This is a genomic window from Anaerosporobacter faecicola (assembly GCF_012070565.1).
Lineage (GTDB): Bacteria > Bacillota > Clostridia > Lachnospirales > Lachnospiraceae > Anaerosporobacter > Anaerosporobacter faecicola.
Window position 1 is genome coordinate 45557 of record NZ_JAAQRO010000011.1, and the last position, 26670, is coordinate 72226.

Annotated in this window: 30 protein-coding genes; all 30 read right to left on the bottom strand. The window is 34.5% G+C overall.

Annotated elements, in window-relative coordinates; translation table 11 throughout:
- Nucleotides 1–254: 254 nt before the first annotated feature.
- Nucleotides 255–905, bottom strand: a complete 651-nt coding sequence (locus HBB17_RS07350) for an endolytic transglycosylase MltG (RefSeq protein ID WP_167956847.1) — start codon at nucleotides 903–905, stop codon at nucleotides 255–257.
- 27 nt (nucleotides 906–932) lie between these two features.
- The gene (locus tag HBB17_RS07355) at nucleotides 933–1625 is read right to left on the bottom strand and encodes a DUF6115 domain-containing protein (RefSeq protein WP_167956848.1); all 693 of its coding nucleotides are present in this window, start codon (nucleotides 1623–1625) and stop codon (nucleotides 933–935) included.
- Between the two features lie 15 nt (nucleotides 1626–1640).
- Nucleotides 1641–1934, bottom strand: a complete 294-nt coding sequence (locus HBB17_RS07360; RefSeq protein ID WP_167956849.1) for a hypothetical protein — start codon at nucleotides 1932–1934, stop codon at nucleotides 1641–1643.
- A 44-nt stretch (nucleotides 1935–1978) separates the two neighbouring features.
- Entirely contained in the window at nucleotides 1979–3583 is a 1605-nt protein-coding gene (locus HBB17_RS07365; protein WP_167956850.1) for a DUF342 domain-containing protein, read from the bottom strand.
- Nucleotides 3584–3780: 197 nt separating this feature from the next.
- Nucleotides 3781–4548, bottom strand: a complete 768-nt coding sequence (locus HBB17_RS07370) for a FliA/WhiG family RNA polymerase sigma factor (protein ID WP_167956851.1) — start codon at nucleotides 4546–4548, stop codon at nucleotides 3781–3783.
- Nucleotides 4549–4580: 32 nt separating this feature from the next.
- Complete coding sequence (locus HBB17_RS07375) at nucleotides 4581–4844, bottom strand: hypothetical protein (RefSeq protein WP_167956852.1); 264 nt, start codon at nucleotides 4842–4844, stop codon at nucleotides 4581–4583.
- A 47-nt stretch (nucleotides 4845–4891) separates the two neighbouring features.
- Complete coding sequence (locus HBB17_RS07380; RefSeq protein WP_167956853.1) at nucleotides 4892–5377, bottom strand: chemotaxis protein CheD; 486 nt, start codon at nucleotides 5375–5377, stop codon at nucleotides 4892–4894.
- An 8-nt stretch (nucleotides 5378–5385) separates the two neighbouring features.
- On the bottom strand, nucleotides 5386–5994 hold the full coding sequence (locus HBB17_RS07385) for a chemotaxis protein CheC (RefSeq protein ID WP_330588178.1): 609 nt from the start codon (nucleotides 5992–5994) through the stop codon (nucleotides 5386–5388).
- 98 nt (nucleotides 5995–6092) lie between these two features.
- Nucleotides 6093–6548, bottom strand: a complete 456-nt coding sequence (locus HBB17_RS07390; RefSeq protein ID WP_167956854.1) for a chemotaxis protein CheW — start codon at nucleotides 6546–6548, stop codon at nucleotides 6093–6095.
- A 12-nt stretch (nucleotides 6549–6560) separates the two neighbouring features.
- Complete coding sequence (locus HBB17_RS07395) at nucleotides 6561–8672, bottom strand: chemotaxis protein CheA (RefSeq protein ID WP_167956855.1); 2112 nt, start codon at nucleotides 8670–8672, stop codon at nucleotides 6561–6563.
- 1 nt (nucleotide 8673) lies between these two features.
- Entirely contained in the window at nucleotides 8674–9825 is a 1152-nt protein-coding gene (gene cheB, locus HBB17_RS07400) for a chemotaxis-specific protein-glutamate methyltransferase CheB (protein WP_167956856.1), read from the bottom strand.
- The gene (locus HBB17_RS07405; RefSeq protein WP_167956857.1) at nucleotides 9826–10596 is read right to left on the bottom strand and encodes a flagellar brake protein; all 771 of its coding nucleotides are present in this window, start codon (nucleotides 10594–10596) and stop codon (nucleotides 9826–9828) included.
- A gap of 71 nt (nucleotides 10597–10667) precedes the next feature.
- Entirely contained in the window at nucleotides 10668–11570 is a 903-nt protein-coding gene (locus tag HBB17_RS07410) for a MinD/ParA family protein (RefSeq protein WP_167956858.1), read from the bottom strand.
- Nucleotides 11570–12808, bottom strand: a complete 1239-nt coding sequence (gene flhF / locus HBB17_RS07415) for a flagellar biosynthesis protein FlhF (protein ID WP_167956859.1) — start codon at nucleotides 12806–12808, stop codon at nucleotides 11570–11572. Before flhF ends, HBB17_RS07410 begins: the two co-directional genes overlap by 1 nt.
- A complete protein-coding gene (gene flhA, locus HBB17_RS07420) occupies nucleotides 12808–14841 on the bottom strand; it encodes a flagellar biosynthesis protein FlhA (RefSeq protein WP_167956860.1) in 2034 nt (677 codons plus the stop codon). The genes flhF and flhA overlap by 1 nt, the downstream gene beginning before the upstream one ends.
- Before the next feature lie 17 nt (nucleotides 14842–14858).
- Entirely contained in the window at nucleotides 14859–16031 is a 1173-nt protein-coding gene (gene flhB / locus HBB17_RS07425) for a flagellar biosynthesis protein FlhB (RefSeq protein ID WP_330588179.1), read from the bottom strand.
- 17 nt (nucleotides 16032–16048) lie between these two features.
- Nucleotides 16049–16819 carry a flagellar biosynthetic protein FliR gene (gene fliR / locus HBB17_RS07430; protein WP_167956861.1) on the bottom strand — a complete coding sequence of 257 codons (771 nt, stop codon included), beginning with the start codon at nucleotides 16817–16819 and terminating at the stop codon, nucleotides 16049–16051.
- A gap of 37 nt (nucleotides 16820–16856) precedes the next feature.
- Entirely contained in the window at nucleotides 16857–17126 is a 270-nt protein-coding gene (fliQ, locus tag HBB17_RS07435) for a flagellar biosynthesis protein FliQ (protein ID WP_167956862.1), read from the bottom strand.
- A 33-nt stretch (nucleotides 17127–17159) separates the two neighbouring features.
- Nucleotides 17160–18041 (bottom strand): flagellar type III secretion system pore protein FliP, encoded by an 882-nt coding sequence (gene fliP / locus HBB17_RS07440; protein ID WP_167956863.1) that lies wholly within the window; start codon nucleotides 18039–18041, stop codon nucleotides 17160–17162.
- Nucleotides 18042–18051: 10 nt separating this feature from the next.
- The gene (locus HBB17_RS07445; protein ID WP_167956864.1) at nucleotides 18052–18483 is read right to left on the bottom strand and encodes a flagellar biosynthetic protein FliO; all 432 of its coding nucleotides are present in this window, start codon (nucleotides 18481–18483) and stop codon (nucleotides 18052–18054) included.
- Nucleotides 18484–18486: 3 nt separating this feature from the next.
- The gene (locus tag HBB17_RS07450) at nucleotides 18487–18849 is read right to left on the bottom strand and encodes a response regulator (protein WP_167956865.1); all 363 of its coding nucleotides are present in this window, start codon (nucleotides 18847–18849) and stop codon (nucleotides 18487–18489) included.
- 28 nt (nucleotides 18850–18877) lie between these two features.
- Nucleotides 18878–20086, bottom strand: a complete 1209-nt coding sequence (fliY, locus tag HBB17_RS07455) for a flagellar motor switch phosphatase FliY (RefSeq protein WP_167956866.1) — start codon at nucleotides 20084–20086, stop codon at nucleotides 18878–18880.
- 4 nt (nucleotides 20087–20090) lie between these two features.
- The gene (gene fliM / locus HBB17_RS07460) at nucleotides 20091–21068 is read right to left on the bottom strand and encodes a flagellar motor switch protein FliM (protein WP_167956867.1); all 978 of its coding nucleotides are present in this window, start codon (nucleotides 21066–21068) and stop codon (nucleotides 20091–20093) included.
- 206 nt (nucleotides 21069–21274) lie between these two features.
- Nucleotides 21275–21790 (bottom strand): flagellar basal body-associated FliL family protein, encoded by a 516-nt coding sequence (locus HBB17_RS07465; RefSeq protein ID WP_167956868.1) that lies wholly within the window; start codon nucleotides 21788–21790, stop codon nucleotides 21275–21277.
- 33 nt (nucleotides 21791–21823) lie between these two features.
- Nucleotides 21824–22633: an OmpA/MotB family protein gene (locus HBB17_RS07470; RefSeq protein ID WP_167956869.1), complete on the bottom strand. Its 810-nt coding sequence runs from the start codon at nucleotides 22631–22633 to the stop codon at nucleotides 21824–21826.
- On the bottom strand, nucleotides 22626–23441 hold the full coding sequence (locus HBB17_RS07475; RefSeq protein WP_167956870.1) for a motility protein A: 816 nt from the start codon (nucleotides 23439–23441) through the stop codon (nucleotides 22626–22628). Before HBB17_RS07475 ends, HBB17_RS07470 begins: the two co-directional genes overlap by 8 nt.
- A gap of 78 nt (nucleotides 23442–23519) precedes the next feature.
- Nucleotides 23520–23708: a flagellar FlbD family protein gene (locus HBB17_RS07480; RefSeq protein ID WP_167956871.1), complete on the bottom strand. Its 189-nt coding sequence runs from the start codon at nucleotides 23706–23708 to the stop codon at nucleotides 23520–23522.
- Nucleotides 23709–23855: 147 nt separating this feature from the next.
- Nucleotides 23856–25322 carry a flagellar hook protein FlgE gene (locus tag HBB17_RS07485; RefSeq protein WP_167956872.1) on the bottom strand — a complete coding sequence of 489 codons (1467 nt, stop codon included), beginning with the start codon at nucleotides 25320–25322 and terminating at the stop codon, nucleotides 23856–23858.
- 98 nt (nucleotides 25323–25420) lie between these two features.
- A complete protein-coding gene (locus HBB17_RS07490) occupies nucleotides 25421–25831 on the bottom strand; it encodes a TIGR02530 family flagellar biosynthesis protein (protein ID WP_167956873.1) in 411 nt (136 codons plus the stop codon).
- A 56-nt stretch (nucleotides 25832–25887) separates the two neighbouring features.
- Nucleotides 25888–26658, bottom strand: coding sequence for a flagellar hook capping FlgD N-terminal domain-containing protein (locus tag HBB17_RS07495; RefSeq protein WP_167956874.1), 771 nt, complete (start codon nucleotides 26656–26658; stop codon nucleotides 25888–25890).
- Nucleotides 26659–26670 lie beyond the last annotated feature (12 nt).

A 26670-nucleotide genomic window follows, 5' to 3' on the forward strand; every position in this document is an offset into this window, starting at 1 on the left:
CATCTTAATAACAGACCACTTAGGCACCCTGTTAATAATCAATATACGTGTATTTTAACGTAGCAATTATATCATATGATTGTTCATATGACAAGCTTTTTTTATTTTTGTTTTGGTTTTTCTGATATACCTGTTTTTATTGACAAGTTTGTACTTGTCATTTTCCCATATAAAACAGCTCCGTGCAACTTAGGAGGCATTTTGTTGTACCTCTCTTCCCATGCTTGCACAGAGCTGTAATACTCTAAAATGTATTACTTTGAAATAATATTTGCGATCTTTTTATACGTCGCATTGACTGGAATCAAATATTCACCAGTATGAATCTTTCCTGAATACCCCTGTTCTGACATATACGTACGGAATTCATCCGCATCCTCGATAATGCCTTTTTCTTTTAACATTGTACTGACACTAGTGGCTGTCATTCCTGCAGTGATTTCTATTGGGATATAATCAATAGTTACCACAGAAGAATTCTTGTCTTTATCTGCTGTTGTATCTTCTTCTGTTGTAACTTGTGTTCCTGCTTCTGTAGATTCTTTGTCTATGGAGCCATCTTCTGTTGAATTATCATTCTCCATCGGATCAGCTTCTTTTTTGTCGTCTTCTGACTTTTCGCTATCACTAGTATTTTCATCTTGTTGAACAACAATCTCTTCTTTACTATTGGTAACGCTGGTATCATCTGTAGGATTCTCACTCAAATCAGTTGATGTATTATCTTCCTGATTTGCTTCTACCATACCATAGGATATCGCCTTTTCAATAATTTCCTCTTTTGATAATGTACTTTCTCTTCTTATCCTACTTCGAGAGTTTTGTAAAGAAATCGACATGATCAGTGCAGTAAATACAATCCCTACACCCAATCCTCGAATAAAGTATTTCAGTTTAATCTTCATATGCAATCCAAACCTTCCTAAAATCTCTTATTTATTGCGCTCATACAGATTCACTACAAATTTCACTTCACCTTTGCCTAAATCAAGGGTTTTAGCAATTTCCGTTATACTTTTTCCTTCGGCATATAGTTTCATGATGGCTTGATTGTTATTTTGTTTATCTTCTTCTGTGAATTCCTGCTCTTTATACGTATAAGCGGTTGGATTGATTAACATCGCTGCTTCTTCATCGTTGATTCCCTGTATATCTCTTTTGGGCTGTTTTTTATCCTGCTTATTCTTATTTTCATCTGAAGTATTAGGTTTAGAATACTCCGTTGTTTCTTTCGTCAAGGAATTTTTTGCTACAACTTCCTTTCCATATTGTTCTTTCATCGTTTCTTCTTTTTCGTTTAGCATATTATAAAGAAACACAACTTCCGTATGATTTTGATCAATCTTCTCTAAGATTTGATCAGAATAATCACTAATTGCCATAATCTTTTCATTGGTTACTTTATTTAATCCATTTTCTGTCTTTACAATTGTTTGTTCTGAAAGTGTTGTAAGACTCTCTTCTACTTTGTTCTTCAGGGCAAGGAGGGAGGATTCATCCAACCGATTCCCTGAATTATGATCCAATCCATCTTCTTTCTGTCCATTGCTTTTCTCAGTAAAAAAGAAACTTATCGCAATAATGATTAATCCCAGAACTACCATAAATACATCAAATACTGTCATAAATCTTCTCCCAGTTTATATTTTAATATCAAAAGAACCTTTTTCATAACCAGGTACAGAATGAAGGGTGTCCTCTTTCTTCTTTCCCTTCTTATTCTGGCCATTATATGACTGTCCATTTCCTTTTTCCTTTGCATCATAACGATACTCGTTATTTTCACTTTTTTTAGACTCAATGGTTTTTCGTTGTTCGTGTTTAACTGTCTGTTGAAATGTTGTATTCATTTGCATTTGTTCTTCCATTGGTCTTTGTGCTTCAACATGTTTGATCGCTGATACTTCATTTGTACGTGGTACTAATGTTAACATATCTAATGGAGTGATTGGCATACGCTCATCCCCTTTCTTGCTTGTTAATTCAACCCAAGTACACGAATGTCTGCTTTATCTTTTATGAATTGGCAATGATGTTCTGTATTCTTGATAATATAGATTACACTTCCTATAGATATACGAACACCTGAATATGCCATATTTTCAACAATAACTTTTCCGTTAATATTTTCTTCCATTTGTTCTTGTAGTATCATATATTTTTCCATAAGTGGTTCTAGTTTTTTCTCAATCTCCGTATTTTGTTGGGACAGTTTTTGTAAATACTGTAATTTATCAGCACTAATCTTCTCTCCCATAACAACCTTTTTCTTAAATAATGTTAAAACCTGAACCAATTTATCTTTTGCTTCTTGTAACTGTACGATTTCTACTTCACAATCATGATATGCGTCTACCAAAGTTGGGTCGACTCCAACTTCTAATACAGTTGTTGTTCCCATCGTTGAACCTGCAGTCTTTAGTCGGATCATTGAACCTGCTTTGATCTCACCACCAGTTACAAAGCCTTTTTTTCCACTAACAATAACATCTGTTTTTGCATACACTTTGCTATGCAAAATAGCTTCGGTATCTACATATCCACCAGATTTTACAGTGGAACTCTCTATAAATTTACTAAAGATATTCCCCTTTGCCTGTAGTAATCCACGATTCATACCTTGAATACCACGTTTTAGTATAATCTGACCATCGCTATGTAGTTCGGCTCCTTCAACTACACCATCTACTATAATATCTCCTTTTGCGCGTACTGTGAACCCAGTTCTAACATTTCCTTTTACATGTACATTTCCATCATATGTAATATCACCTGTTGATGTATCTACATCTGCTAATACTTCATATGTATCTGACACAAACACTTTACCATCGGTTAATTCTACATGTCCCGATACTTTCGTGTACATCTTAAGTCCATCTTCCGAAAGATATATATTGTTTCCATGACGAAGAATATTATTGACGACTTTTTGAGGGCGAATAATATTTCCATTAACATCGATACCTGGCACACCTGCATTCGCTGGAATCAGCTCTGCCAACAATTGATCTTTATTAACATGACTAATCATATCTAATTGGTGGAAATCCACGGAACCATCTTCATTATGTTTTGGTTTTAGCGTTTTATCTGTTTGAAAATAGTATTTGATTTCCGCACTTTTTCCTTCAACTGGATCCAATCCTTTTGCTATCACAATTTCTGTATTATAGCATCGTTCTCTCATAAAATCTGTAATTGCTGTATTCTGCACGCCATATTTAATATTTTCTCGTGTTAAACTTGATTTAATATCTTCTTCATCCAATAATTTCCCGCCTACTGATGGTGGAAACCATTTTGCATAAGCGGTCTTACGATCTTCAGAGATACGAAAAGTGACTGATTCCATTATCGGTAACATGTTTCCATTACTTAGTTTAATTTCTGTTTCTTCCACTAAGGATATTACTGTTGTATGCAATGTTTTTATATCATAATCATTTATCTTAACCTTAGACAAATAACTTGTAATTTCATCTGTTGTAATTGATAACCCTCCCTCGGTTTCAGGGATTAGATGGATATATACCCCATCTTCTTTCGTGTTTAAATAGAAATAAGCATTTTTTTGTTTCATTTTTTTCCCCACTTTCACGTAGTTGATCCTTTTGAACGACCTATGTCCCACCATACTACGTATTGCTACCCACACAGTACTTTCACAATACGAAAACATGACCTTCTGCCTTTGTATTATTGCATACTCATATTATATTTATTTTTTTGTATAAAAACAAGCCCTCTATAACTTTAAGATAAGAGAACTTGTATTTTTTATAATATATGAAACAAATCTATATTATTTCCCATTTTGCTTCGCATCTTCTGCAATGCTTTTGTATGAAGCTGTGATACCCTAGATTCAGATACTTCCAATGTTAAGCTAATCTCCTTTAGAGTCAATTCTTCATAGTAATATAGAATGATTACTTTCTTTTCTTTTTCAGTTAATGATTCTAGACTTTGCAATAAAATCTCTTTTAATTCATTGCGTTCAATAAATTTATCCGGTTGTGCAAATTGTGAATTGTCATTCGCATCAACACGAACATCACTTCCTTGTTCAATATATTCATCAAGCGACACTAACGATGAAATCTTGGTCTGATTTTGCCATGTTGCTAATTCTTTTACTGTTATATCTAGCTCGCTCGCTAATTCATCATCTGTTGCTACTCTACCCAATCTTGCTTCAATCTTCTGGTAAGCTAAATCAATTTTCTTTTGTTTTTGCCGTAAAGTACGAGGTAACCAATCCATTTTTCGAATCTGATCTAAAATTGCTCCTCGAATCCTTAGCGTTGCATAGGTTTCAAACTTTACACCTTTGCTATAATCAAATTTATCAATTGCATCAATCAGACCAAATATTCCATATCCAACCAAATCATCGTATTCTACATTATACCCAAGATACATGCTGAGACGGCCTGCAACGATCTTAACCAATTCTGCATACTCCAAAATGATTTTTTCTCGACTTGAACTTGATCGATTTTTGCTATATTCTTCCCATAATTTATTTCTTCCTTCTTCGTTCATGTTCGCCTCCAAAAGACAGTATCCTTATAACTTTATTTTTCTGTAACTGGTTCCTCTTCAGCTGCAGTTTCTTCACCTTCCGTAGCGACATCCATATCTTCCGCTTGCTCTAAATCTGTCGTAATAATTCTATTTATTAGATTCCTTGCGATTAGTCCAATGACATAAAAGATAACCAATACACCAAGTAAAATTTCAAGAGTCAATGTAACACTGTATGATTTGATCAAACAAAACGCACAGGTGATTGTCCCCGCTAAAAGCATAATTATTGATGGTATATATCTTGTCCTCATTCTCTTCACTCCTGCCAATTATATACTATATATGTCGAATAGACACACTATATAATTTTTATCGGCTTTCCTACTGATTTTATTAATAGTTCTCCAGTCTCAGTATAAAATTCGATCGTACGACCATAATTCAATCCCGTATCTTCACTTAGTATCTTAATACCTAGCGCATTCAATTTTGCTTTCGTGGCATCAACATTACGATCCCCAATACGAAGCATATCATTGTTGGAACTAAATGCGAACATTTGCGCTCCACCTGCAATCTTTGCAACCAAATTTTGACGTTTAGCACCTAACGATAACATCAGTTTTATTAATTCATCAATACCTGTATCTGCAAATTTTGCATGGTTTTCATTCTTACGTATCTTCGTACTATCGGGTAGCATAATATGTGCCATTCCTCCTACTTTTGTAGAAGGATCATACAACGCAATACCAACGCATGAACCAAGTCCCAATGTGGTTAATGCATTTGGATATTTGCAGGCATTTAAATCTGCCATCCCTACTTTTATCATTTCTCCCATAAAATCACCTATAGTCCTAAAGAACTCATGATTTTCCCGTATGAGTCCATAGTTGGAATTAGTATAAAGTAACCGTTAACTTCATCATCATCTTCACAGAATTGCGATTGAATTAAAAGTGCTTTGTCTCCAATTTTTCCAAATTCAATGGCTGGTACACTTAGAATCGCCCCTGACATATCAATCGACATATATGGTATTGACGCTGATATTCGCATATTGGTTAATGCTGATAAAGAAGACAGGTACGCACCTGCAATAATATTCCCTATTTCATTTAATGCAGATAATTCCATCTCTGAGAATTCCCTATTTTCTTCTGTTTTTGTGCCTAATATCATGTCGACTAAATGATGTGCTGAATTCTTTTCTAGCATAAACATCATCATTCCATCGATATCACCATCAAGGGTGAGTAGAATTCCAACTACAATTGTTTCTGCTCCACCAACAACCTCCGGTAGATCGCGAAATTCTAGTAAATCAACAATAGGAACTTTCATATCTACTTTTGAGTTTATCATTTGTGATAATGCTGTTGTTGCATTCCCTGCTCCAATATTTCCAATCTCTTTAAGTACATCAAAATGCATATTATCAATTTGATCAATATCCACCAGTAACACCTCCCGACTCTACTCTTTTGTAAAAAAGGATTGCCACAAGAACATTACATTGTTTTAATGATTTGTAGCAACCCCTTTTTCCAATCCGACTAAACAGCCTCTTTCTCTACTATTACACCCGCGATATTTAGTAAAGAGATTAAATTATCACCATTCTTACCAATACCACTTAAATACATGGATTTTTCATCCTTAGCATTATATGTTACTTTTTCAATACTTTCTTCTTCTAACGTTACTACTTCTTTTACTTCATCTACAAGTATACCAATCGCAGATTGTGCCTCAAACTTAAGAATGATAATTCTTGTAGAGTTTGTAATCTCATCTGGTTCAAGGCCAAATTTTAATCGAATACTCATAACTGGAATGATCTCACCTCGAAGATTTATGACACCTTTGAAAAAAGACTGTGCCTTAGGAACTCTAGTGATTCTTTGCATTCTTACGATATTATCAACATATTGAATATCGATACCATATTGTTCATTACCAATTCTTACAACAATATATTGTTTTGCTTCTGCGCTCATATTCGTATCCATAGTAAGTTCCTCCTATACCAACGTATTAACATCAAGAATTAGGGCTACTTCACCATCACCAAGGATCGTTGCACCACCAATCATCTTATTGTTGTTAATATATTTGCCTAATGATTTAATAACAATTTCTTGTTGTCCAATCAAGTTGTCAATTACAAGACCTGCAAGCTTGTCTCCCTTTGAAACGATAACAACAGTTAAACTTTCAGGCGTTTCATTTGTCTGTTCAACATCAAGAATATCAGCTAAGCGGATGATTGGAATTACTGTACCTCTTAAATTGATTACTTCTTTTGTCTGAACATACTTAATATCATGAACAGGAACATCTTCTATTGTTTGAATACTTCCAAGAGGAATTGCATATTTTTCTTTTCCGATTTCAACCATAAGTGCTTGAATGATTGCAAGTGTTAATGGTAAACGAATGATGAAATTACTTCCTTCACCTAATTTTGTTCTTGCTTCGATATCACCACCTAATGCTTCAATTCTTGTCTTAACTACATCAAGACCAACACCTCTACCTGAAACATCAGTAATCTTTTCTGCTGTAGAGAAACTTGGACGGAATAAAAGATCAATTACGTCTTTATCAGTCATTGTTTCTGCTTGTTCTTTCGTTACAGTACCTTTTTCAATTGCTTTTGCCTTAACTTTTTCTACATTGATTCCGGCACCATCATCACGTACTTCAATGACAACATTATTACCATCTTGGTACGCATCTAAGAAAATGGATCCAACTTCAGGTTTACCAGCTTTTCTTCTCTCTTCAGCACTTTCCAAACCATGGTCAGCAGAATTACGAAGAAGATGCATCAAAGGATCACCAATTTCATCGATTACCGTACGGTCAAGTTCTGTATCTTCACCAGTCATATATAATTCCATCTTCTTGTCTAGCTTCTTAGATAAGTCACGAATCATACGTGGGAATCGATTAACAACACTTTCAATTGGTACCATTCGAACTTTCATAACGGATTCATGTAAGTTTGTTGTTACACGTTCCAAGTATTCGATTTGTTCATTAAAAGCACTTTCGGAACGATTTTCATTCTCTCCTGAACTAATGGAAACCAAACCATTCTTTGCGATGATCAACTCACTTACTAAGTTCATTAATACATCTAACTTTTCAATATCTACACGTACAGAACGGTTAACAACTGGTTTAGACTGTTGTTTTGCCTGCGCTGGAGCTTTCTGTTGTGTTGCTTCTTTTTTCTCAGTTGGAGCAGTTGCAGTTGCTGCAGCAGCGGCTTGTACGGTTTCTTTTGCTACAGGAGCTGTTTCTGATTTTTCTACTTGTCCTTCATTCTTCTCTTCTGGTGCTTGCATCTTGTCTATGTATACAGACTTGATTTCTGATACATTAAGAATCTTGTTCTTAACTGTTTCAAGTGCAGATTCTGTAATGAGAATTACACTAAAATCAAATTCAAACTTCTCATCTTCTATGTCTTGTACATCAGGATAAGATTTTATTACTTCACCTAATTCTTCTAATGCTTTGAATACAAGGAAAGCTCTTGCAGCTTTTAAGATACAAGTTTCTTGAATATATATTGTTATACCATATATATTCTTTCCAATCTCTTTTGCTTTTATCATTGCATTACTTTCGTAATCAGCAATGCGAAGATCCTGATATTTTGCACCTTCTTCATGTGCTTGTGCTGGTTCTGCCTGTGTCGCAGTAGCTGTAGTAGCCTGTGTATCTACTTTTTCTCCAACACCTTCCTGTAATATTTTATTTAATTCAGAAATAATAGGTTCATTATCTTCTGTTCCTTCATCTGCTGTTTCCTGGATATTGCTAAGATAAGACTCTAATGCATCTAATCCCTGGAATAAAACATCTACAAGATTTGCGCCTACTGTCATCTTTCCATTACGGATTTCTGAGAAAACATTCTCCATATCATGAGTAAGACGCTGCATTCTTTTATATCCCATGGTTCCAGCCATTCCTTTTAGTGAATGTGCAGCACGGAAAATCTCATTAATGGTATTTACGTTATCTGGTTCTTTTTCAAGAATCAACAATTGCTCATTCAGATTTTGCAAATGTTCTTTTGTTTCATCGATAAATATCTCAAGGTATTGACTAACGTCCATCTTAAAGCACCCCCACGTGATTTGTTATAGCCTCAGCTACCTTCTCTAATGGTACAACCTCATCAACTAGACCAGATTCAGCAATTACCTTTGGCATACCATAGACTGTACAGGTTTCTTCATCCTGCGCTATAACATAAATGTTGTTGTTTTCGTTTAGTTTCTTGATCCCTTGTGTTCCATCTCCACCCATTCCAGTCAAAATGACACAAGTAATTTCATCATAGCCTGAATCCACTAGTGATTCATACATTATATCAGCACAAGGTCTTAATCCACCTCTTGCGGCTTCCAATGTAACCGATAAGAAATATCGATCACGTTGTTGTTTTACACGCATTTGGTAACCACCTTTTGCGATATATACATAACCTTTTTGCACTTCTTCCCCATCTACTGCTTCTTTCACTTGTAACTCACTCATATCATTCAGTCTTTGTGCCAAAGAATTGGTGAATCCTTCTGGCATATGCTGTACAAGTAAGAAACTTGCATTCAGATTTTTGGGTAGTAATGGTATTACTTTTTGTAGTGCCTTTGGCCCTCCTGTTGAACAGGCAAGGGCAACTAACTTTGTTGCATCCTTTTCAAGTGGTTTTCTTTCTTTCTTTACCATATTTACTTTAGGCTTTGCTCTTGTACAATCTGGATATACAAAAGTACTGCCAACCTTTTCTTTAACACTAATAACATTTTTAGCTTGCTCTTGTAAAGTAGGATGACTGATCGTCTTTTGGTACAGATGATTCTGACCAGTTGCCAACAACAGGCAATTGATCAAACGATCTTTGAAATCATTTCCTTTCGCTTCAATAAAGCTTTCAGGTTTCGTAACAAAATCAAACGCTCCAAGTTCCAATGCTTGAATGGTCTCTTTTGCACCTTCTTTTGCAATTGTGCTTACAATGATTACCGTTAATCGGATATTTAACTTAGAGATACGCTCCAAGAATTCCAGTCCATTCATTTTTGGCATATTAATATCCAATACAACGCCATCAACATTACGGTAATTTGTAGTAACATAATCCAATGCCTCTAAACCATTGAAAGCGACTTTTGATACCATAAATCGATCATCTGAATTAATTATATCAGAAAGTAGCCTTCTCATGAGTGCAGAATCATCAACAACCAAAATATTTTTTTTCATTTAATCATTTCCTTTATCTCGTCGTCTTTTTGCACGTTGTACTTCAAATACATACTGTACAATTTTTTCTCTTGTTTCCGTAGTAATATGTTCATATACTGCGCGATATTCATAATTCACTGGTTTTGTGCGAACACATACCGCATCAATAATAATTAAATTCACGTCAATCAGGCATTCTCTGTTTCCACTATAGATAATAAAACTAAAATTAATTCGATCTTTCACATTATGTCTTTCTTGTGAATGAAAACGAATTCCCCCACCACTTAAATCGGTTATCGTTGCTTTGTGATTGTTTGTTTTTAACTGGCTTAATCCATGTCTGCATAAAGCAGATATCTCATCATAGTGTGAAGAAGCATTATGAAGCTTCTTTTCTATCCATTCCTCCATAGGTGTAACAACTCGGTAATCACCATCAATTATACAGGATAAACGATAATAATTCCTTCTTTGGTAATGTCGTAGTTCGTTTACGATTGAAATCTCCGCCAATTTTATTGTATCATCTGTAAATCTTCGAATTACGTATCCTCTTGAACGGTAGATATCCTTGTTGGAATAGAACGTAAGAATATACTCTGCTGTTTCATCCAAGTTGACTAGGCGATTCTTATATATTGGATTCGTAATTATAATTGATCGATCAGACGCTATCTCAATCAATTTCGACGGGAAAACCTCCTCGTTTCCATCTGAAAGTACCTTATCATTAACTTTTATTAAGCTAATTTTATCACCAATCGTAAGCATACTAATATCTGGCATACACTTCACCCCTTGGCAATTATTTTAATAAGATTAAAAATGTTGGAGTCTAAGATATACTGAACCTAACATTAATCATTTAAACTGGATCTATTTTTCTTAAACTTCACTAGATTTGAGAATAAATGCGATATTCCTTTCTTTTTATGCTTCTCCTCTTCTACTACTGCTTCATTACATAGTACATTAGCCATTTCATACATAGCCTTCGCAGCATCAGAATTCGGATACGCTAAAGATACCGGTTTCTGTTTTATTACAGCTTTGGATACATTCATATCCATTGGAATTGCTCCTAAGAATTCCACATTAAGATGCAGGTAATTTTGAACTACCATGCTTAGTTTATTATATAATTCTTTTCCTTCTAAAATGCTATCAACACGATTGGATACGATCTTAATTATAGTATCATCAATAGAAAACTGAGAACGTTTTACAAGTGTCTTTAACAAAGCATAGGCGTCTGTTATCGATGTAGGTTCTGGTGTTGTTACAAGTATTACTTCTGAACTTGCTGCAACGAATTCCAAAACACTATCTGATATACCAGCGCCTGTGTCTACAATGATTACATCCGCAAGATCATCTAGTTCATATAGCATCTTTCTTAAGTCATCTAATTGCACTCTTGAAAGATTGGCTAATTCATCGATTCCTGATCCTCCACTGATGAATCCAATATTCTGTGGTCCTTCTGTAATTATCTCACGTAACGTTTTACCATGAAACATTAGATCGGCCAAATTATACTTTGGACGAATACCTAACATGATTTCAACATTTGCTAAACCAAAATCCGCATCCAAGATGATAACACGTTTTCCTAATCGACTTAATTGAACGGCAAGATTAACCGAAATATTCGATTTACCAACTCCACCTTTTCCACTAGTGACAGTAATTACTCGTGCTACATCTTTTTGCTGGTTTTGTTTCTCTATCATCCTTCGTAATTCTTCCGCTTGATCCATCAATCACTGCCTCCTAGTAGTTTTTTAGCAACAAATTGTGCATCGAGCCTTCCAATATCATTTGGTACGTTTTGTCCCCAAGCTGCATAAGATAGAGGTGCACCTGTCATCATTCTGACATTCAGAATATTACCCATGCATATTGTTTCATCTAATTTAGTAAATATAATTCTATAATTTGCTATTGTAGAATACGTTTCTGTAATTCGTACCAAATCTTTGTATTTCGTAGTCGCACTTAATACAAGATAGATTTCCTTCATAGAATCATCAATCGTATTAAGCAATGATTCTAAATCATCTTTTTGTTCTGTATTCTTATGTGATCTTCCTGCTGTATCAATTAGAACGATATCATAATCGTTAAATTCTTCTTTGGATTGCATTAATTCTTCTGCAGAATATATAACCTTCAGTGGTACCCCTAAGATATTCGCATAGATCCGCAGTTGCTCTACAGCAGCGATTCGATACGTATCCGAAGTAACTAGTGCCATCTTCGTATTCTTATTCATCTTAAACCCGGAAGCGATTTTAGCAATCGTAGTAGTTTTTCCTACACCAGTTGGTCCAATGAAAAATACAAACTTAGGTTTTTGTTCTCCCAACTCAATTGTCTCTGGTTGTCCTAACTTTAACACAATTTTCTGATAAATGCTAGTCAGAATATTGTCTACTGGAGCCCCTTTTTGTAACGTTGACTCAATTTCACTAATTATTTTATTCGCGAATTTTTCATCTACTTCATTCAACAGCATCTGTTTATAGATTAACTTAATGTATTCATTGTCACTTGAAGAATCTATTTCTTCTTTCTTTTCTTCTTCAGGTTGTACTGTTGGTTTAATCTGCTTTTCTATAAGATTCTGTAAATTATCCAAACGCTTCTCTATTGCAGAGGAATATGTTGATTTAACATCTTCAAAAAGTGTATTGTCTGACTCCCTTTTCTCTTCTGCAACTTTTACGTCAAATGTACTTCCCTTACCTTCTCCTTGTGCGGCATTTTGATTTTCGCTTATTAACTTTTGAAAAGAGGATAATAAACTATCCTCTTCATAATTCACTGTATCATCAACAGCTGCCGTTATTTCAACTTTTGAAGGTTTAAAAAACTTATAGATTCCTTTCGGTTTGATCGTCTTAATGTTAGTCACAATGGCATCTTTGCCTAATTCTTCTTTTGCAAGTAATATTGCTTCTTTCTCTGTTTCAGCTTGAAATTTCTTAATAATCACTACGCTGTCACCATCCCTACTGATTGTAATTCAACATTGGATTCAATTTCGCTATAAGAAACGACAACTAAATCCTTAAAATAATCAGAAGTAAGTTTTTTAAAATACATTCGTACGATTGGAGATGTTATTACAATCGGATTACGACCTAGATTCTCCAATTTCGCTACTTCTTCTTTTACTGAATTCATAATACCTTGTGTCTTTTCAGGATCTAATGTTAAGTATGCACCCTGTTCTGTTTGCTTCACAGAACCCATAATTTCCTGCTCTACTTGAGGATCTAAAGTAACTACACTAGTAGTCTCTCCATTTGGAAAATACTTATTAGAAATTGCACGTTTTAAACTTTGACGTACATATTCTGTAAGAACGTCCGTATCTCTTGTAACAGGTGCATTATCTGCCAATGTTTCAAATATCGTAACAAGATCTCGAATGGAAATTCCTTCATGTAAGAGATTCTGTAGTACTTTTTGAATTTCGCCAACTCCAAGTTGTTTTGGTACTAACTCTGTAATGAGTGTTTCGTTTGCTTCCTTCACATTGTTGATCAGGTTCTGAACATCCTGACGGCTTAACAATTCACTTAAGTTACTCTTAACAACTTCCGTCAAATGTGTTGCTATGATTGAAGGTGGATCAACTACCGTATAACCCAAAGACTCTGCACGTTCTCTTTGATTCTCTGTAATCCAAATTGCTGGTAAGTGGAAAGAAGGTTCAAACGTTGGGATACCCGTGATTTCCTCTTCTACATATCCTGGGTTCATAGCCATATAATGGTCAAATAGAATTTCCCCATCACTTACTGGAATTCCTTTAATCTTAATAACATACTGATTTGGATTCAACTGGATATTGTCACGTAAACGAATGATTGGTACAACACAACCAAGTTCCAAAGCAATCTGCCTACGAATCATAACAACTCGATCAAGCAAGTCACCACCCTGATTTACATCAGCTAATGGGATAATACCATATCCAAACTCCAACTCAATTGGATCAACTTGCAATAAAGAAGTAACATTCTCTGGTTTTCGAATTTCATCTGCATTGTCTTCTGTTGCAGCAACCTCTTCTTCAATATTGCTCTCTTCAATCTTCGCATTAATCATACGACCACAGATAATAAATACAACACCATATGCACAGAAAACAACTACATTCAATGGAGTCGTAATACCCAAGAAGATTAAAGCTCCACCAACCATATAAAGTACTTTTGGTATAGAGAATAATTGCTTAACAAGTATATCGGAAATATCTGCTTCTTTGGAAACCTTTGTTACAAGCAAACCAGTTGCTAATGAAATCATAATAGAAGGGATCTGTGAAACAAGTCCATCACCAATTGTCAAGATTGTATATTTTTCTAAGGCATCTGCAATTGGCATACCTAGTCGAACAACACCCATGATGATACCACCAACAATATTAACTGCCGTGATGATCAAACCAGCTGTTGCATCTCCCTTTACGTACTTCGTAGCACCATCCATCGCTCCAAAGAAAGCCGATTCATCTTGTAACTTCTGACGTCTCTCTTTTGCTTCCGCATCTGTAATGGCTCCTGTATTCAAATCGGCATCAATTGCCATCTGTTTACCAGGCATTGCATCCAAAGTAAATCTTGCTGTTACTTCTGCAACTCTCTCAGAACCTTTATTGATTACCATAAACTGAACTAAAATCAAAATCATGAATACTACTACACCAATTACTAGGTCCCCACCACCAACGAATTTACCGAATGTCTCAACGACATTACCCGGTTCTCCTGATGATAAAATTAACTTAGTTGATGATACATTCAATGATATACGGAAAATCGTTGTGAACAACAGTACAGTAGGGAAACTAGACATATTTAATGCTTCCCTTGAGAACAATGCATTGAATAATATTACCATAGCAGTTGCTATATTAAGTGCTAGTAATATATCCAATATAAAAGAAGGTATTGGTACAATCAAAAATACAATGGCTGCCATGATATATAACCCAAGTACCAAATCTGACTTTTTCATTCACCTAACCTCCTAAACTAAATCTTATTTTTTATTCTATATACATAAGCTAATATCTCAGCCACCATCTGATATAGTTCCTGAGGTATCTCTTGTTCGATTTCAACATTAAAATACAACATTCTGGCAAGAGGTTTGTTTTCTACAATCTCTACTTTATTTTCTCTTGCTACATCTTTTATCTTCTGTGCCATGAAATCAGCACCTTTTGCCACTACTACTGGAGCGGAAGCAGATTCTCGATCATACTTTAACGCTACCGCAAAATGTGTAGGGTTTGTAATAACTACGTCTGCATTCGGTACTTCACTCATCATTCTTCGTCTGGATGCTTCTAACATCTTCGATTTAATCTTACCTTTGACTTGCGGATCTCCTTCTGAATTTTTCCATTCATCTTTTACTTCTTGTTTTGACATCTTCATGTCTTTCTTAAACTTTTTCTTTTGGTAAAACAAATCTGCAAATCCGATCAATAGGAAAAGCATACTAATCTTTAATCCAACATCGATTACCATTGTACCAACTACATTAATTGCCTGAAATAAAGTAAAGTCATATAACTTTAAAATCAAAGGCCATTTGTCCTTTAACGTATTATATACAAGAATCATAATCATGATAATCTTTGCTACGGAAAAAAGCAACTGTATTAATTTGCTTTTTGAAAACATATTCTTAAATCCTTTTAATGGATTCATTTTACTTAGTTTCGGTCGTAATGGTTTCTTTGTGACTTTCCACTTAATCTGAACTTTATTAATCAAAAATCCAACCACCATACCAACTAAAAAAATTGGTAAGCCAATAAGAATAATTGACTTAATCCCATAATTTAAAATAGATAAGATAATATTTTGAGACATATCATCTTTGACAACTACGGGAATATTGTTAAAAACCTTTGGAAATATTTCAATAAATTTCTCTCCAATTGTCCCTACATAAACTTTCAACACCAAAAATAAAGACATCAGCATAACCGCTGTGATTAATTCGGTACTTTTTGCTACCTGTCCTTCAGACCTCGCTTTATTTAACTTTTTAGGCGTAGCATCTTCAGTCTTTTCCCCACCTTCATCATTTGCAAACAACTGTAAGTTGTATGGAAGCAATATGGGTTTGACTGTCTTTATCTTATTCTCTTCTATATCATTTTTATCTTGCAACCTTGTAAACCTCTGCATCATAGTCCACTACTATCCCATCATTCTACTAGATTACCTACTACCATCTGAATTATCGTTTTCATTTCTGAAAACAGAAAATCCGTTACTTGAGGCATTAATCCCATAACCAAATACAGAATAAACAATCCCACAAAAACTTTTAGCTGCATACCTATAACGAACATATTCATCTGAGGTGCTACTTTCGCCAATATACCTAACACAATATTAACAATCAAAATAGTAGCAAATACAGGAAGAATGATTCGAAAACCGATAACAAAATAATCTGTTATAAACTTTAATACATTATCATAAAGTCCTGACTTAAATACCGTATGACCCAACGGTATCAAAGTAAAGGTATCCATTATTGCTTTAAACAGATGTAAGTGTAGATCACTAAGTAACATGATTAACATAACAATATATGTATATAGATTTGCAGTAATCGTTGTTTGAATTCTTGATACTGGATTTAATTCCATAACCATAGAGAAACCAATCTCCATATCAACCATTTGTCCAGCAAAATTTAATATATACATACACATGTTTGCGCTAAAACCAATTAATATGCCTGTTATCAATTCTCTTGTTATCAAGATTGCATAATCTAATACGCCTGTGTATTCTAGTCGAGCACTTGGCATTGTACTGAATATGATAAGAGCCATAAATACACTTAATCCGACTTTAACTTTTCTAGGTACACTGGTTAGACTAAGAAAAGGCGCAGTATATATAAATCCTGATATTCGCACTAAAATTAATAAATATACTTCTAAATCCTCTACTGCAAAATTCATATCATCTCATCCTACCTAGTTATACCGTGCATCCCATTTATTTTATATACGTTCCGAAATTAGAGAATAATTCATACGTAAAGTCTACAATATTCTTAAAAATCCAAGAACCTGCTAACATGATCACCATAAAGATTGCAATCAGTTTTGGAACAAATGTCAATGTTTGTTCCTGTATAGATGTAATCGTCTGAAATATACTTACGATTAAACCTACAATCAGCGATACAAGCAACATTGGTGCAGAACACTTAATGATTACTAATAGTGTCTGTCTCGCTATATCAATAACTACATCTACATTCATAAAACACCTCTTCACCAAACATGAAATCTATCGTCAATAGAACGTCTTAACTACATTGCCAATAATCAAATTCCAACCATCTGCTAATATAAAAAGCAAAATCTTAAATGGCATAGAAATCGTAGTTGGTGGTAACATCATCATACCCATTGACATCAGCGTTGACGCAACAACCATATCGATTACAATGAATGGAATGTACAATAAGAATCCAATGATAAATGCAGTTCTTAATTCGCTGATCATAAATGCTGGAATTAATACTGAGTTTGGTATATCATCTAACTCATATACCGTAATATTGGCCTCCCCTAAGTTCGCAATATCCATGAATAACTTAATATCCTGTGGACGATCCTCTAACTGTTTGTACATAAATTCACGTATAGGTTCCATTCCACGCTTGAATGCCTCTTCCTGCGTAATTTCCCCTGCAGATAATGGTTTGATTGCTTCATCATTGATCTGAGTAAAAATTGGTCCCATAATAAATACCGTTAAAAACAAGGATAATCCGATTAAGACTTGGTTTGGTGGTGATGTTTGCGTTGCTAAGGCTGTCCTAACAAAATGTAATACGACAATTATTCTTGTAAATGAAGTCACCATCAATAGCAAAGAAGGTGCAATAGATATAATTGTTAAAATTATTACAATTTTTAAGGTAGACGCTACCCCATTCCCTTCTCCATTGGTAGAGAGATTTAAGTCAAATCCCAGTGGTTCATTACCAGATGAAACCTTTATATCAGAATCACTTGACTGATTAGCTGTTTGACTATCCGTTTGACTACTTGTCTGACTACTTGCCTTAACTGGTACAGAAAAAACCAGAATGACGATAGACAGAACAAACAGAGCAACAAATGAATTTAGGATTGCTTTACCAACTTTATTTTTTTTCTTTGTGCACATCTTTCAACCTCTATACATCATTCTTATCTTTTTTTGTCTCTTTTTTAGTCTTTTCATCATCGATCGCTTTCATATTTGTATTTGGTTTAATTTTCGCCAATATCTCTTTAAAGGAAGGTGTTTCACTCACGCCTTCATTTATCTCTAATTTGCTTCCATCAACCTCTGTCAAATACTCAACATGATCCTTTGATACAGCTATAACAATATACTTATCTGAAATTTTCAAAATCTGTACATACTTTGATTGGCTTAATCGCAATGTTTCAATAACTGTAATATTGCGATTTTTTGTTGTCATTCCAACACCAGTTTTTCCAATCCACCTTGATGTAAAATAAGCCAATACCAAAATTAGTACAAACACCACTAATAGTCCAAACAGTTCTGCAATATTTTCTATCGTAGAACTGCCTTGGAATAAATAAATATATGATCGCATATATTAGCCTATCGCTTTTTTTACTGCTTCGAGTACACGATCTGCTTGGAATGGCTTAACGATGAAATCTTTTGCTCCAGTTTGAATGGATTCAATTACCATTGCTTGTTGTCCCATTGCTGAACACATGATAATATTTGCAGCAGGATCCATTGATTTAATTTTCTTTAACGCTTGGATTCCATCCATCTCAGGCATTGTTATATCCATCATTACTAAGTCTGGTTTTGTTTCATTATATTTTTCTACTGCTTTTGCGCCGTTTTCTGCTTCTCCAGCAATTTCATAACCATTCTTCGTTAAAATGTCCTTAATCATCATTCTCATAAAAGCTGCATCATCACAAATTAAAATTCTCTTCGCCATTTTTACCTCTCCTATCTATACTTCTCTTCTATTTTATGATTTCTGTCACTCTGATACCAAAGCACTCTTCAATTACAACGACTTCTCCTTTAGCAACAAACTTGCCGTTTACTAATACATCAATTGGCTCACCAGCAAGTTTATTCAATTCAATAATTGTTCCAGGGGCAAAGTCTAAAATCTCTTTAATTGATTTGTTAGTTCTACCGAGTTCAACGGTAACCTCAAGAGGTACATCCATGATCAAATCAATATTCTCCTGTCCAGGTAATTGGGCAGCAACATTGTTAAATGGCTGGAATTGTGCAGGCTGAACATTAATATCCTGCATAGGCATCATCTGACCCATATTAGGCTGCATATAAGGCATCTGTCCTTGATACATTGGAACAGTTCCATAACCTGGCATAGGTTGATTCATCATTGGTTGTTGCCCCATCATCGGTTGAACTGGAGGCATCTGTTGCATTTGTGGTTGAACCTGTGGTGCTGGTTGTGGTTCTGGTGCATTACTTTGTACGTTGCTTTGTTCATGTGTATCTGCATTAGATCCTGACTCAGAGAATTTCTTATATAAATCTCTTGCAAAATCAAATGGATACAATTGCATAATCTGACTATCTACCAAATCTCCGATTTCCATCTTAAATGCAACTTTTACAAATGGATGCTTTAAGAAATCAGAAATCTCAGATTCATCAATTGTACTATTCAAATCGACAAGACTAGCAACTGGTGGGCTGATATCCACTTTCTTTTCTAACATAGAGGAAAGAGATGTAGATGCTGAACCCATCATTTGGTTCATTGCTTCACCGATGGCACTTAAATGTAAGTCAGATAATTCACCTGCTACATTGGTTCCATCTCCACCCATCATTAAATCTGTAATAATCTTTACATCTGATTCATTCAGAATCAGAATATTGTTTCCATCTAGACCTTCTTTATATGAAATCTGTATGAATACACATGGTTTTCCAAATTCCTGAGATAATTCTTCCCATGTAGAATAGGAAACAACAGGAGTTGTAATCACTACTTTATTGTTTACCAAGGTAGACAATGTTGTAGCCGCAGTCCCCATGCTTATATTCGATATCTCTCCTACTGCATCTTTTTCATCAGCAGTCAATGATTCCGATGAACCTGAAGCAGTATTATTTGCAGAAGAATCATCATTATCAATGCTACCTAGCAACGCATTGATTTCTTCTTGCGATAACATACCATCCATACTGTTACTCCTCCCTAATAATTGATGTTAATCTTACAGCATACGAATCCGAAGAAGCTCCCGGAAGTGCAGTAAATTTTTTTATATTACCAACATAGATATCTAGTTCTTCATCGACTTTGGTATTCAGTCGAATAATATCACCATTCTGAAGATTAAGGAAATCATTAACCGATATCATACTACTACCAAGTACTGCTTTAATTGGTATCTTCGCTTTTTCTATAGCAATTTCAATAATATCTTGATATGCCTTATCATCTTTCACTTGCATTGTAGAGTACCAATACTTCGTATTCAACTTGTCGATTACCGGTTCTAAGCAATTGTAAGGTAAACAAACATTCATTAAACCTTCTACATTGCCAATTCGGATATTCATTGTTATGATCGACGTCATTTCACTTGGTTGAATAATTTGAGCAAATTGAGAATTAGTTTCAATTCTTTCTAGTCTTGGTTCTATATTGATAACATTTTGCCATGGCTCGATCAACAAATTCGTACATATATTAAATATTCTCTCGATAATTATTAACTCAATTTCTGAAAAATCTCTTGCTTTTTCAAGAGGTAACCCATTACCACCAAGCATACGGTCTACAATAGCATAACCAAGATTTGCCGCTAGCTCGATAACAATGTTTCCTTCTAGTGGAGCAAAATTAACAATACCTAATAGTACTGGATTTGATAATGCATTGGAAAATTCGGAGTATGCAGCTGCTTCTGAGTTCATAACTTCTACCTGAACATTCTTTCTCAAATAGGCAGGTAAGTTTGTTGAAAGCAATCTACCATAATGTTCGAATATAATCTCTAAAGTACGTAGATGTTCTTTCGAGAATTTTGATGGTCTTGCAAAATCATAGTTTTTAATTTGCTTCTCGCCTGTGTCTTTTATCTCATCGGCATCTAATTCACCACTACTTAACGCAGCAAGCAAATTATCTATCTCATTTTGCGATAAGACGTCACCCATTGTTTCTCACCTCCTAGGTGATATTATAGTCATAGTAAATCCAGAAATTTTCAATATAAAGAAATGGTTGTCGTAAATTTCTACATTCTATTACAAAAATTATCATAAAAAATAATTATAACTAATAATATCACATTTTTCGTTTAATATAAAGTAATAAATTAGTATTATTTAAAAACTGCTTATAGTAAATTATAATTAGTAATTTATTGATATACTAAACTACCAAAGGCAATATCTTGCACTACTTTATCACCATATTTCTCATTCAACATCTTTATGATATTTTCTTTGATCACATCTTCATTTAATTTTGCTTCGTCTTTTGTATAGTTACTGAAGCTTTTACGAATAATATCATATACATTTGAAGTGGAAGCTTCGATATTTTTCTTTACTTTAGAAAAATCATCTACACCTTTATAAAGAGATATCGATATTTTACTAACTACCGCATATCGTTCTTTAGAAGAATCGGAGTCTTTCTTTAGATTGATAACTAATTCTTCATCTAAATCATAATTCTCCAAATCATCGACTGTAATTACTTTTTCATTGCCATTCTGTGCTTCCAAATCTAAATTAATGATTTGTGCAACTTGATCAATTAAATTATTCGTCTTGTTGACATTTGGTACTACTGAAAAAACAATAACTGCAGTCAGTACTAAGTTAACGATAGATAATGCTAAAATAACGATTGTTAAGATGTTTCTTTTCATACATGTCACTCCCTATTTGTAATATAGTAATTGTTACTTGCTTAATTCATTATATATCTTGATTTCCACTCTTCTATTCTTTGCCCGTCCTTCTGGTGTATCATTGGAAGCAATTGGGTCAAACTCACTTCTACCAGAAGCTTCAAGAGTGGAAGGATCCAAGCCCTTTTTATCTGTTAAGTAATTCCATACAGATATTGCTCTTGCTGCAGATAAATCCATATTATCTGCATATTTAATATTACTTGATATCGGAACATTATCTGTGTGACCTTCGATCTTAATCAAACAATCACTATATTCCTTAAGGATATCTCCAATTTTATTTAGAATAGGAAGTGCTTCTTCTTTAATTTCAGCTACTCCTGAATCAAATAATACGGAACCGCCAATTGAGAGTTTAATATATTGATTTTGTCCGTCAATCTTGACATCAACTTTCTTATCGATATTATACTTCTCAGTTAACTCGGTGATTTCATCATACATTTCCTCAGAAATTTGTTTTCTTTGCTCTTCCAAATACTTCATAGGATCTGTTTCATCTGAATCAACTTCTTCCTCCGCTTCATAACCCATCTCTGAAATGTAATTAGACAGCTCATTTAACTGGCTTACACCACTGGATATTAATTGGCCTTCACCAATTGCGGATCCTCCACCACTGAAGATACTAAAGGAATTATTCAATGATGCTACCAATTGTTCATATTTATCTTCATCTACGGAAGACATGGAGAAAAGTAAAACGAAGAAACAAAGCAATAGATTCATCAAATCACTAAATGTATTCATCCAAGCAGGAGAACCTTTTGGTGGATCTTCTTGCCTCTTTCTAGCCATTTACTTCACCGCCCTCTTCTTCCGTCATATCATTTCTCATTGAAGGAGAAAGGAAGGATTTTAATTTTTCTTCAATAACACGAGGATTTTCACCTGCTTGAATGGATAATAGTCCTTCAACCATGACTTCCTTCGTCATAACTTCTGTATCATTGTTTAATTTTAATTTAGATGCGATTGGTGTACAGATCCAGTTTGCCAGCAATGAACCATACAATGTCGTAATTAAGGCTAAAGCCATCTGTGGTCCAATGGAACTTGGATCATTCATCTTTTTCAACATGTTAATAAGACCGACCAAAGTACCAATCATACCCCAGGCAGGACCCATTGTGGCCAAATCTTCCCAGAATGCTATTGTCTTTTTATGTCTTCCTTCAATCGAAATTAATTCTGTCTCCAGAATACTACGTACTAATTCAGGATCAGTACCATCTACAATTAATAATATACCTTTCTTTAAAAACGCATCTTCTATATTATTCGCTGCTTCTTCCAAAGCCAGTAAACCTTCTTTACGTGCTATATTGGATAACTCGATAATCGTTGTAATTGTTGCAGATTCATTAGAAGGTAATATCTTTAATGCTAATTTAAAACTCTTTAAGTTGTTTAAGAATGATTTGATGCTTTTTGAAGCTGTAAATACAGCCATGAATGATCCACCAAATGTAATCAGCATGGAAGGATAGTTAATAAAATCACCTACTCTTCCCCATAATAATCTCATATTATCTTCATCAAATATAATACCAAATATCAATAATATAAAGGATACAATTAAACCGCCTATAGTTGCTATATCCATATCACCACCGCCTATTCTATGTAATTATTTATGTGAAAAGTTTATACTGTAATAAACTCTATTGTTCTAGGTTAAAAACTAAATTTTAGCATATATTTTTCTTTTAAAATCAATTATGCGATCATTGATTTTTTCCATCTTCTCTGATACAACAAATTTTTTCCCATTAGTCAAGGTTATTACTGTATCTGGAGTTTCCTCTACCGTTTCAATTAGATCGCAATTAATCGAAAACCTTACTCCATTCAATCTAGTTAATTCAATCATAAACGTCCTCCTTGTTTTCTTTACTTAAAGATAATCCTGCTCCTTACAGCAAGAAGCAGGATTATCTTGTAACTCTGATTCTTCCCTGAATCTTGTAAAAACTTATTTATTTATTCTATTCCATCTATGATTTTATACTATCCGTTACTATCTCTTAAGATTGATCAATTCCTCAAGTAATGTATCTGATGTTGTTATTATTCTTGAGTTTGCTTGGAAACCTCTTTGTGTTGTAATCATGTTCGTAAACTCGGAAGAAAGGTCAACATTTGACATTTCCAATACACCAGTTGAGAACTTACCACCATCGGCAGTTACATCAACACCTTTTCCGTCGAAATCGCCAGAGTTTTGTGTTGCAGCAAATAAACTTCCACCAATCGCTTCCAAACCAGCTGGGTTTGAGAAACTAGCTACGGCAATTTGACCAAGTAATTTTGTTGTACTGTTATCATATGAACCGTAAATCTTACCATCTTGCTGAACAATTACACCAGACAAGTTTCCTACTTTTCTACCAGCACCTGTATTTGCAAGACTACCTCTACTAGAACTGATGCTACAAGCACCTGTTGTAGAGTATTGTGTAATAGAAGAACAATCGTACTTAATCGTACCTTCCTTACCAAATAAAGAAGAACCTTCTACTGGAGGAGTTGCTGTTGGTGCAGCTGCTACGTCAGATGCAGTCTTTAAAACAAGATCTAACGTATTAGTTGTAGTTCCCGCTGCAGCACCTGTTGCTGTAGTAGTCATAAAAGCACCTGTTACTGGATTAAAGGAAACGGTTGGTGCTGTTCCTGTCGTTTTTAATTGTTTTGTTGTAGCATCATACGTATATGTTGATCCTCCAAATTGAATGGAATTAATCAAGGAAGTATCTTGTACAACCGATTTACCCGTTGCATTTGAAGTAATATCCAATAGGTTCATTGTATACTTTTGTTCTGTAGCAGTTGAAGTAGTTGAATTCAATGCAATCTTAGCTGTATATGCATTACCAAGATTATCATAGAATTCAGAACTTATGATATAACCATCTCCAGCTAACGTACTATCTGTTTTATCAATATTACCTTTTAATGTACAATCTGATGTTGCTTCTGGAGGAGTTGATGCATTCTCAGGAGTTTGAATTGCAATCTTACCTACTGTATCTTGTTTAATCTTGTTTGGATCATCCGGATCGGTTGACCAACCCATTACATAGTATCCAGTTTCTGTTGCAAGGTAACCTGCTCCATCAATTGTAAAAGAACCATTCTTTGTAAAGTAATTTCCATTTCCATTATTAACAATGAAGAAAGAATTACCAGTGATCATTAAGTCTGTTGCATTATCTGTTCTTTGTGAACCACCTTGTGTAGTCATTGCTGCGGTAATTGATGCTAAAGAAGTACCTAAACCAATCTGTTTTGCATTGGTACCAGCTGTTCCCGTTAATTCATTTGCACCACTTGCATTTTGTGTTGTTTGATAGAATATATCTGAAAATTGAACAGTACTTGCTTTAAAACCAATTGTATTAACATTTGCAATATTATTACCAATAACGTCCATTTTTGTCTGGTGAACTTTAAGTCCAGAAACACCAGAGTAAAGTGATCTCATCATAATACATTTCCTCCTTAAATTCGCATGTTTCGCAATTTGGTATTCCAATAACTTTATCTGTCATTCAAAAGTTATAAGCCTCCATTAAGGTCCAGCTTTTATGCGATAACAGCTCCATCAATATTCGTGAATATCTTGTTTTCATTTTCTGTAACCGCTGTTACTACTGTGTTGCTTGGCACATTGACGATGAATGCCAAACTGTCAATCATAACAAGCGATTCTTTTATGCCTTTTTCTTGTGCTTTTCTTGTGCCATCTTCTAAACGTTGTAGGACTTCTCCTGACAACTCAATATTCCTGCTCTCTACTCTCTGATTTGCATGCTTTGAGAATTTTAATGTAACTTCATATGTATCGCTACTTGCTTCATTCTTTTTGCTTTCAAGTAAATCAGAAAAGGATACGGAATTAGCTGAGTTTGTCTGATCGAAATTCGTTTTCCGTTTTTGAAGATATTGATTCGTAATCTGCCCAATAGAAGCATATTGACTATTTCTGATATCCATATCTTATCACCTCACCCAGAGAAAAGTTCCATCTTATCTCTAAACTACGAAATCAATTAGGTTGTACTACCTGAATCTTTACTTGCATCAGAGCCACTTGTATCTTCCACAGGTTTATTAACAACCGTAACTGTAACTTTATTCGATGCTGTTGTCTCAATTGTGTTATTGAAAGATACAGAAACACGATAAGTTCCTTCTTTTAAGTCTGCAAAAGCTTCTTTCTTAATTGTCATAACACCATTTTCAATACGAATAAATTCCTCATTGATTTCATTGCCATCAATTGATACGATTGCTTTTGATGCAGAATAATTACCAAATCCTAAGCTAATCTTAACCGTTGCATCTTTTGGATCTGCGATATTATATGAGATATCCGTATCGGCTACTTGTGGCAACTGATTCATATAATTTTCATCAATAACTGTATCAAGATTTTCTGCAGCATATAATTTACCAGCAATTGAAAAATATGCTTTTCCATTCGTTACTGTTACAAAGTCAACGGTACCACTATAATATGTTGTATTACCAATGGAATCCTCTGATTTCATAATGACATCTTTACCTACCAAACCAAAAGCTTGGGAGTTTGTCATTGTTGTTCCAAGATTCTGCAATTGTTCCAATTGAGAGAATGTTGCTAACTGCGAAACAAACTCTGTATCCGTAGATGGATTCAATGGATCTTGGTATTTCATTTGTGTAACAAGTAATTGTAAGAATGCATCTTTTCCAAGTGAGTTACTATTTGCTGTGTCTGATGTCAACGACGAAGTCTTTTGTAATACCCCATCCGTAATTGAACTTACTAAATCTGCCATAGTTGTTCCTCC

What these genes read in the sequence shown, in the direction of transcription:
- HBB17_RS07490 (WP_167956873.1), bottom strand. Translation starts at nt 25,831, where the DNA reads ATGGATATCAGAAATAGTCAATATGCTTCTATTGGGCAGATTACGAAT.
- fliP (WP_167956863.1), bottom strand. Translation starts at nt 18,041, where the DNA reads ATGTGCACAAAGAAAAAAAATAAAGTTGGTAAAGCAATCCTAAATTCA.
- HBB17_RS07350 (WP_167956847.1), bottom strand. Translation starts at nt 905, where the DNA reads ATGAAGATTAAACTGAAATACTTTATTCGAGGATTGGGTGTAGGGATT.
- HBB17_RS07360 (WP_167956849.1), bottom strand. Translation starts at nt 1,934, where the DNA reads ATGTTAACATTAGTACCACGTACAAATGAAGTATCAGCGATCAAACAT.
- HBB17_RS07390 (WP_167956854.1), bottom strand. Translation starts at nt 6,548, where the DNA reads ATGGATACGAATATGAGCGCAGAAGCAAAACAATATATTGTTGTAAGA.
- flhB (WP_330588179.1), bottom strand. Translation starts at nt 16,031, where the DNA reads ATGATGCAGAGGTTTACAAGGTTGCAAGATAAAAATGATATAGAAGAG.
- HBB17_RS07375 (WP_167956852.1), bottom strand. Translation starts at nt 4,844, where the DNA reads ATGAGGACAAGATATATACCATCAATAATTATGCTTTTAGCGGGGACA.
- HBB17_RS07410 (WP_167956858.1), bottom strand. Translation starts at nt 11,570, where the DNA reads ATGGATCAAGCGGAAGAATTACGAAGGATGATAGAGAAACAAAACCAG.
- HBB17_RS07495 (WP_167956874.1), bottom strand. Translation starts at nt 26,658, where the DNA reads ATGGCAGATTTAGTAAGTTCAATTACGGATGGGGTATTACAAAAGACT.
- fliY (WP_167956866.1), bottom strand. Translation starts at nt 20,086, where the DNA reads ATGGATGGTATGTTATCGCAAGAAGAAATCAATGCGTTGCTAGGTAGC.
- fliR (WP_167956861.1), bottom strand. Translation starts at nt 16,819, where the DNA reads ATGAATTTTGCAGTAGAGGATTTAGAAGTATATTTATTAATTTTAGTG.
- HBB17_RS07405 (WP_167956857.1), bottom strand. Translation starts at nt 10,596, where the DNA reads ATGCCAGATATTAGTATGCTTACGATTGGTGATAAAATTAGCTTAATA.
- HBB17_RS07445 (WP_167956864.1), bottom strand. Translation starts at nt 18,483, where the DNA reads ATGCGATCATATATTTATTTATTCCAAGGCAGTTCTACGATAGAAAAT.
- HBB17_RS07380 (WP_167956853.1), bottom strand. Translation starts at nt 5,377, where the DNA reads ATGGGAGAAATGATAAAAGTAGGGATGGCAGATTTAAATGCCTGCAAA.
- fliM (WP_167956867.1), bottom strand. Translation starts at nt 21,068, where the DNA reads ATGGGTGACGTCTTATCGCAAAATGAGATAGATAATTTGCTTGCTGCG.
- HBB17_RS07470 (WP_167956869.1), bottom strand. Translation starts at nt 22,633, where the DNA reads ATGGCTAGAAAGAGGCAAGAAGATCCACCAAAAGGTTCTCCTGCTTGG.
- HBB17_RS07465 (WP_167956868.1), bottom strand. Translation starts at nt 21,790, where the DNA reads ATGAAAAGAAACATCTTAACAATCGTTATTTTAGCATTATCTATCGTT.
- cheB (WP_167956856.1), bottom strand. Translation starts at nt 9,825, where the DNA reads ATGAAAAAAAATATTTTGGTTGTTGATGATTCTGCACTCATGAGAAGG.
- flhA (WP_167956860.1), bottom strand. Translation starts at nt 14,841, where the DNA reads ATGAAAAAGTCAGATTTGGTACTTGGGTTATATATCATGGCAGCCATT.
- HBB17_RS07365 (WP_167956850.1), bottom strand. Translation starts at nt 3,583, where the DNA reads ATGAAACAAAAAAATGCTTATTTCTATTTAAACACGAAAGAAGATGGG.
- HBB17_RS07395 (WP_167956855.1), bottom strand. Translation starts at nt 8,672, where the DNA reads ATGGACGTTAGTCAATACCTTGAGATATTTATCGATGAAACAAAAGAA.
- HBB17_RS07480 (WP_167956871.1), bottom strand. Translation starts at nt 23,708, where the DNA reads ATGATTGAATTAACTAGATTGAATGGAGTAAGGTTTTCGATTAATTGC.
- HBB17_RS07450 (WP_167956865.1), bottom strand. Translation starts at nt 18,849, where the DNA reads ATGGCGAAGAGAATTTTAATTTGTGATGATGCAGCTTTTATGAGAATG.
- fliQ (WP_167956862.1), bottom strand. Translation starts at nt 17,126, where the DNA reads ATGAATGTAGATGTAGTTATTGATATAGCGAGACAGACACTATTAGTA.
- HBB17_RS07370 (WP_167956851.1), bottom strand. Translation starts at nt 4,548, where the DNA reads ATGAACGAAGAAGGAAGAAATAAATTATGGGAAGAATATAGCAAAAAT.
- HBB17_RS07475 (WP_167956870.1), bottom strand. Translation starts at nt 23,441, where the DNA reads ATGGATATAGCAACTATAGGCGGTTTAATTGTATCCTTTATATTATTG.
- HBB17_RS07355 (WP_167956848.1), bottom strand. Translation starts at nt 1,625, where the DNA reads ATGACAGTATTTGATGTATTTATGGTAGTTCTGGGATTAATCATTATT.
- HBB17_RS07485 (WP_167956872.1), bottom strand. Translation starts at nt 25,322, where the DNA reads ATGATGAGATCACTTTACTCTGGTGTTTCTGGACTTAAAGTTCACCAG.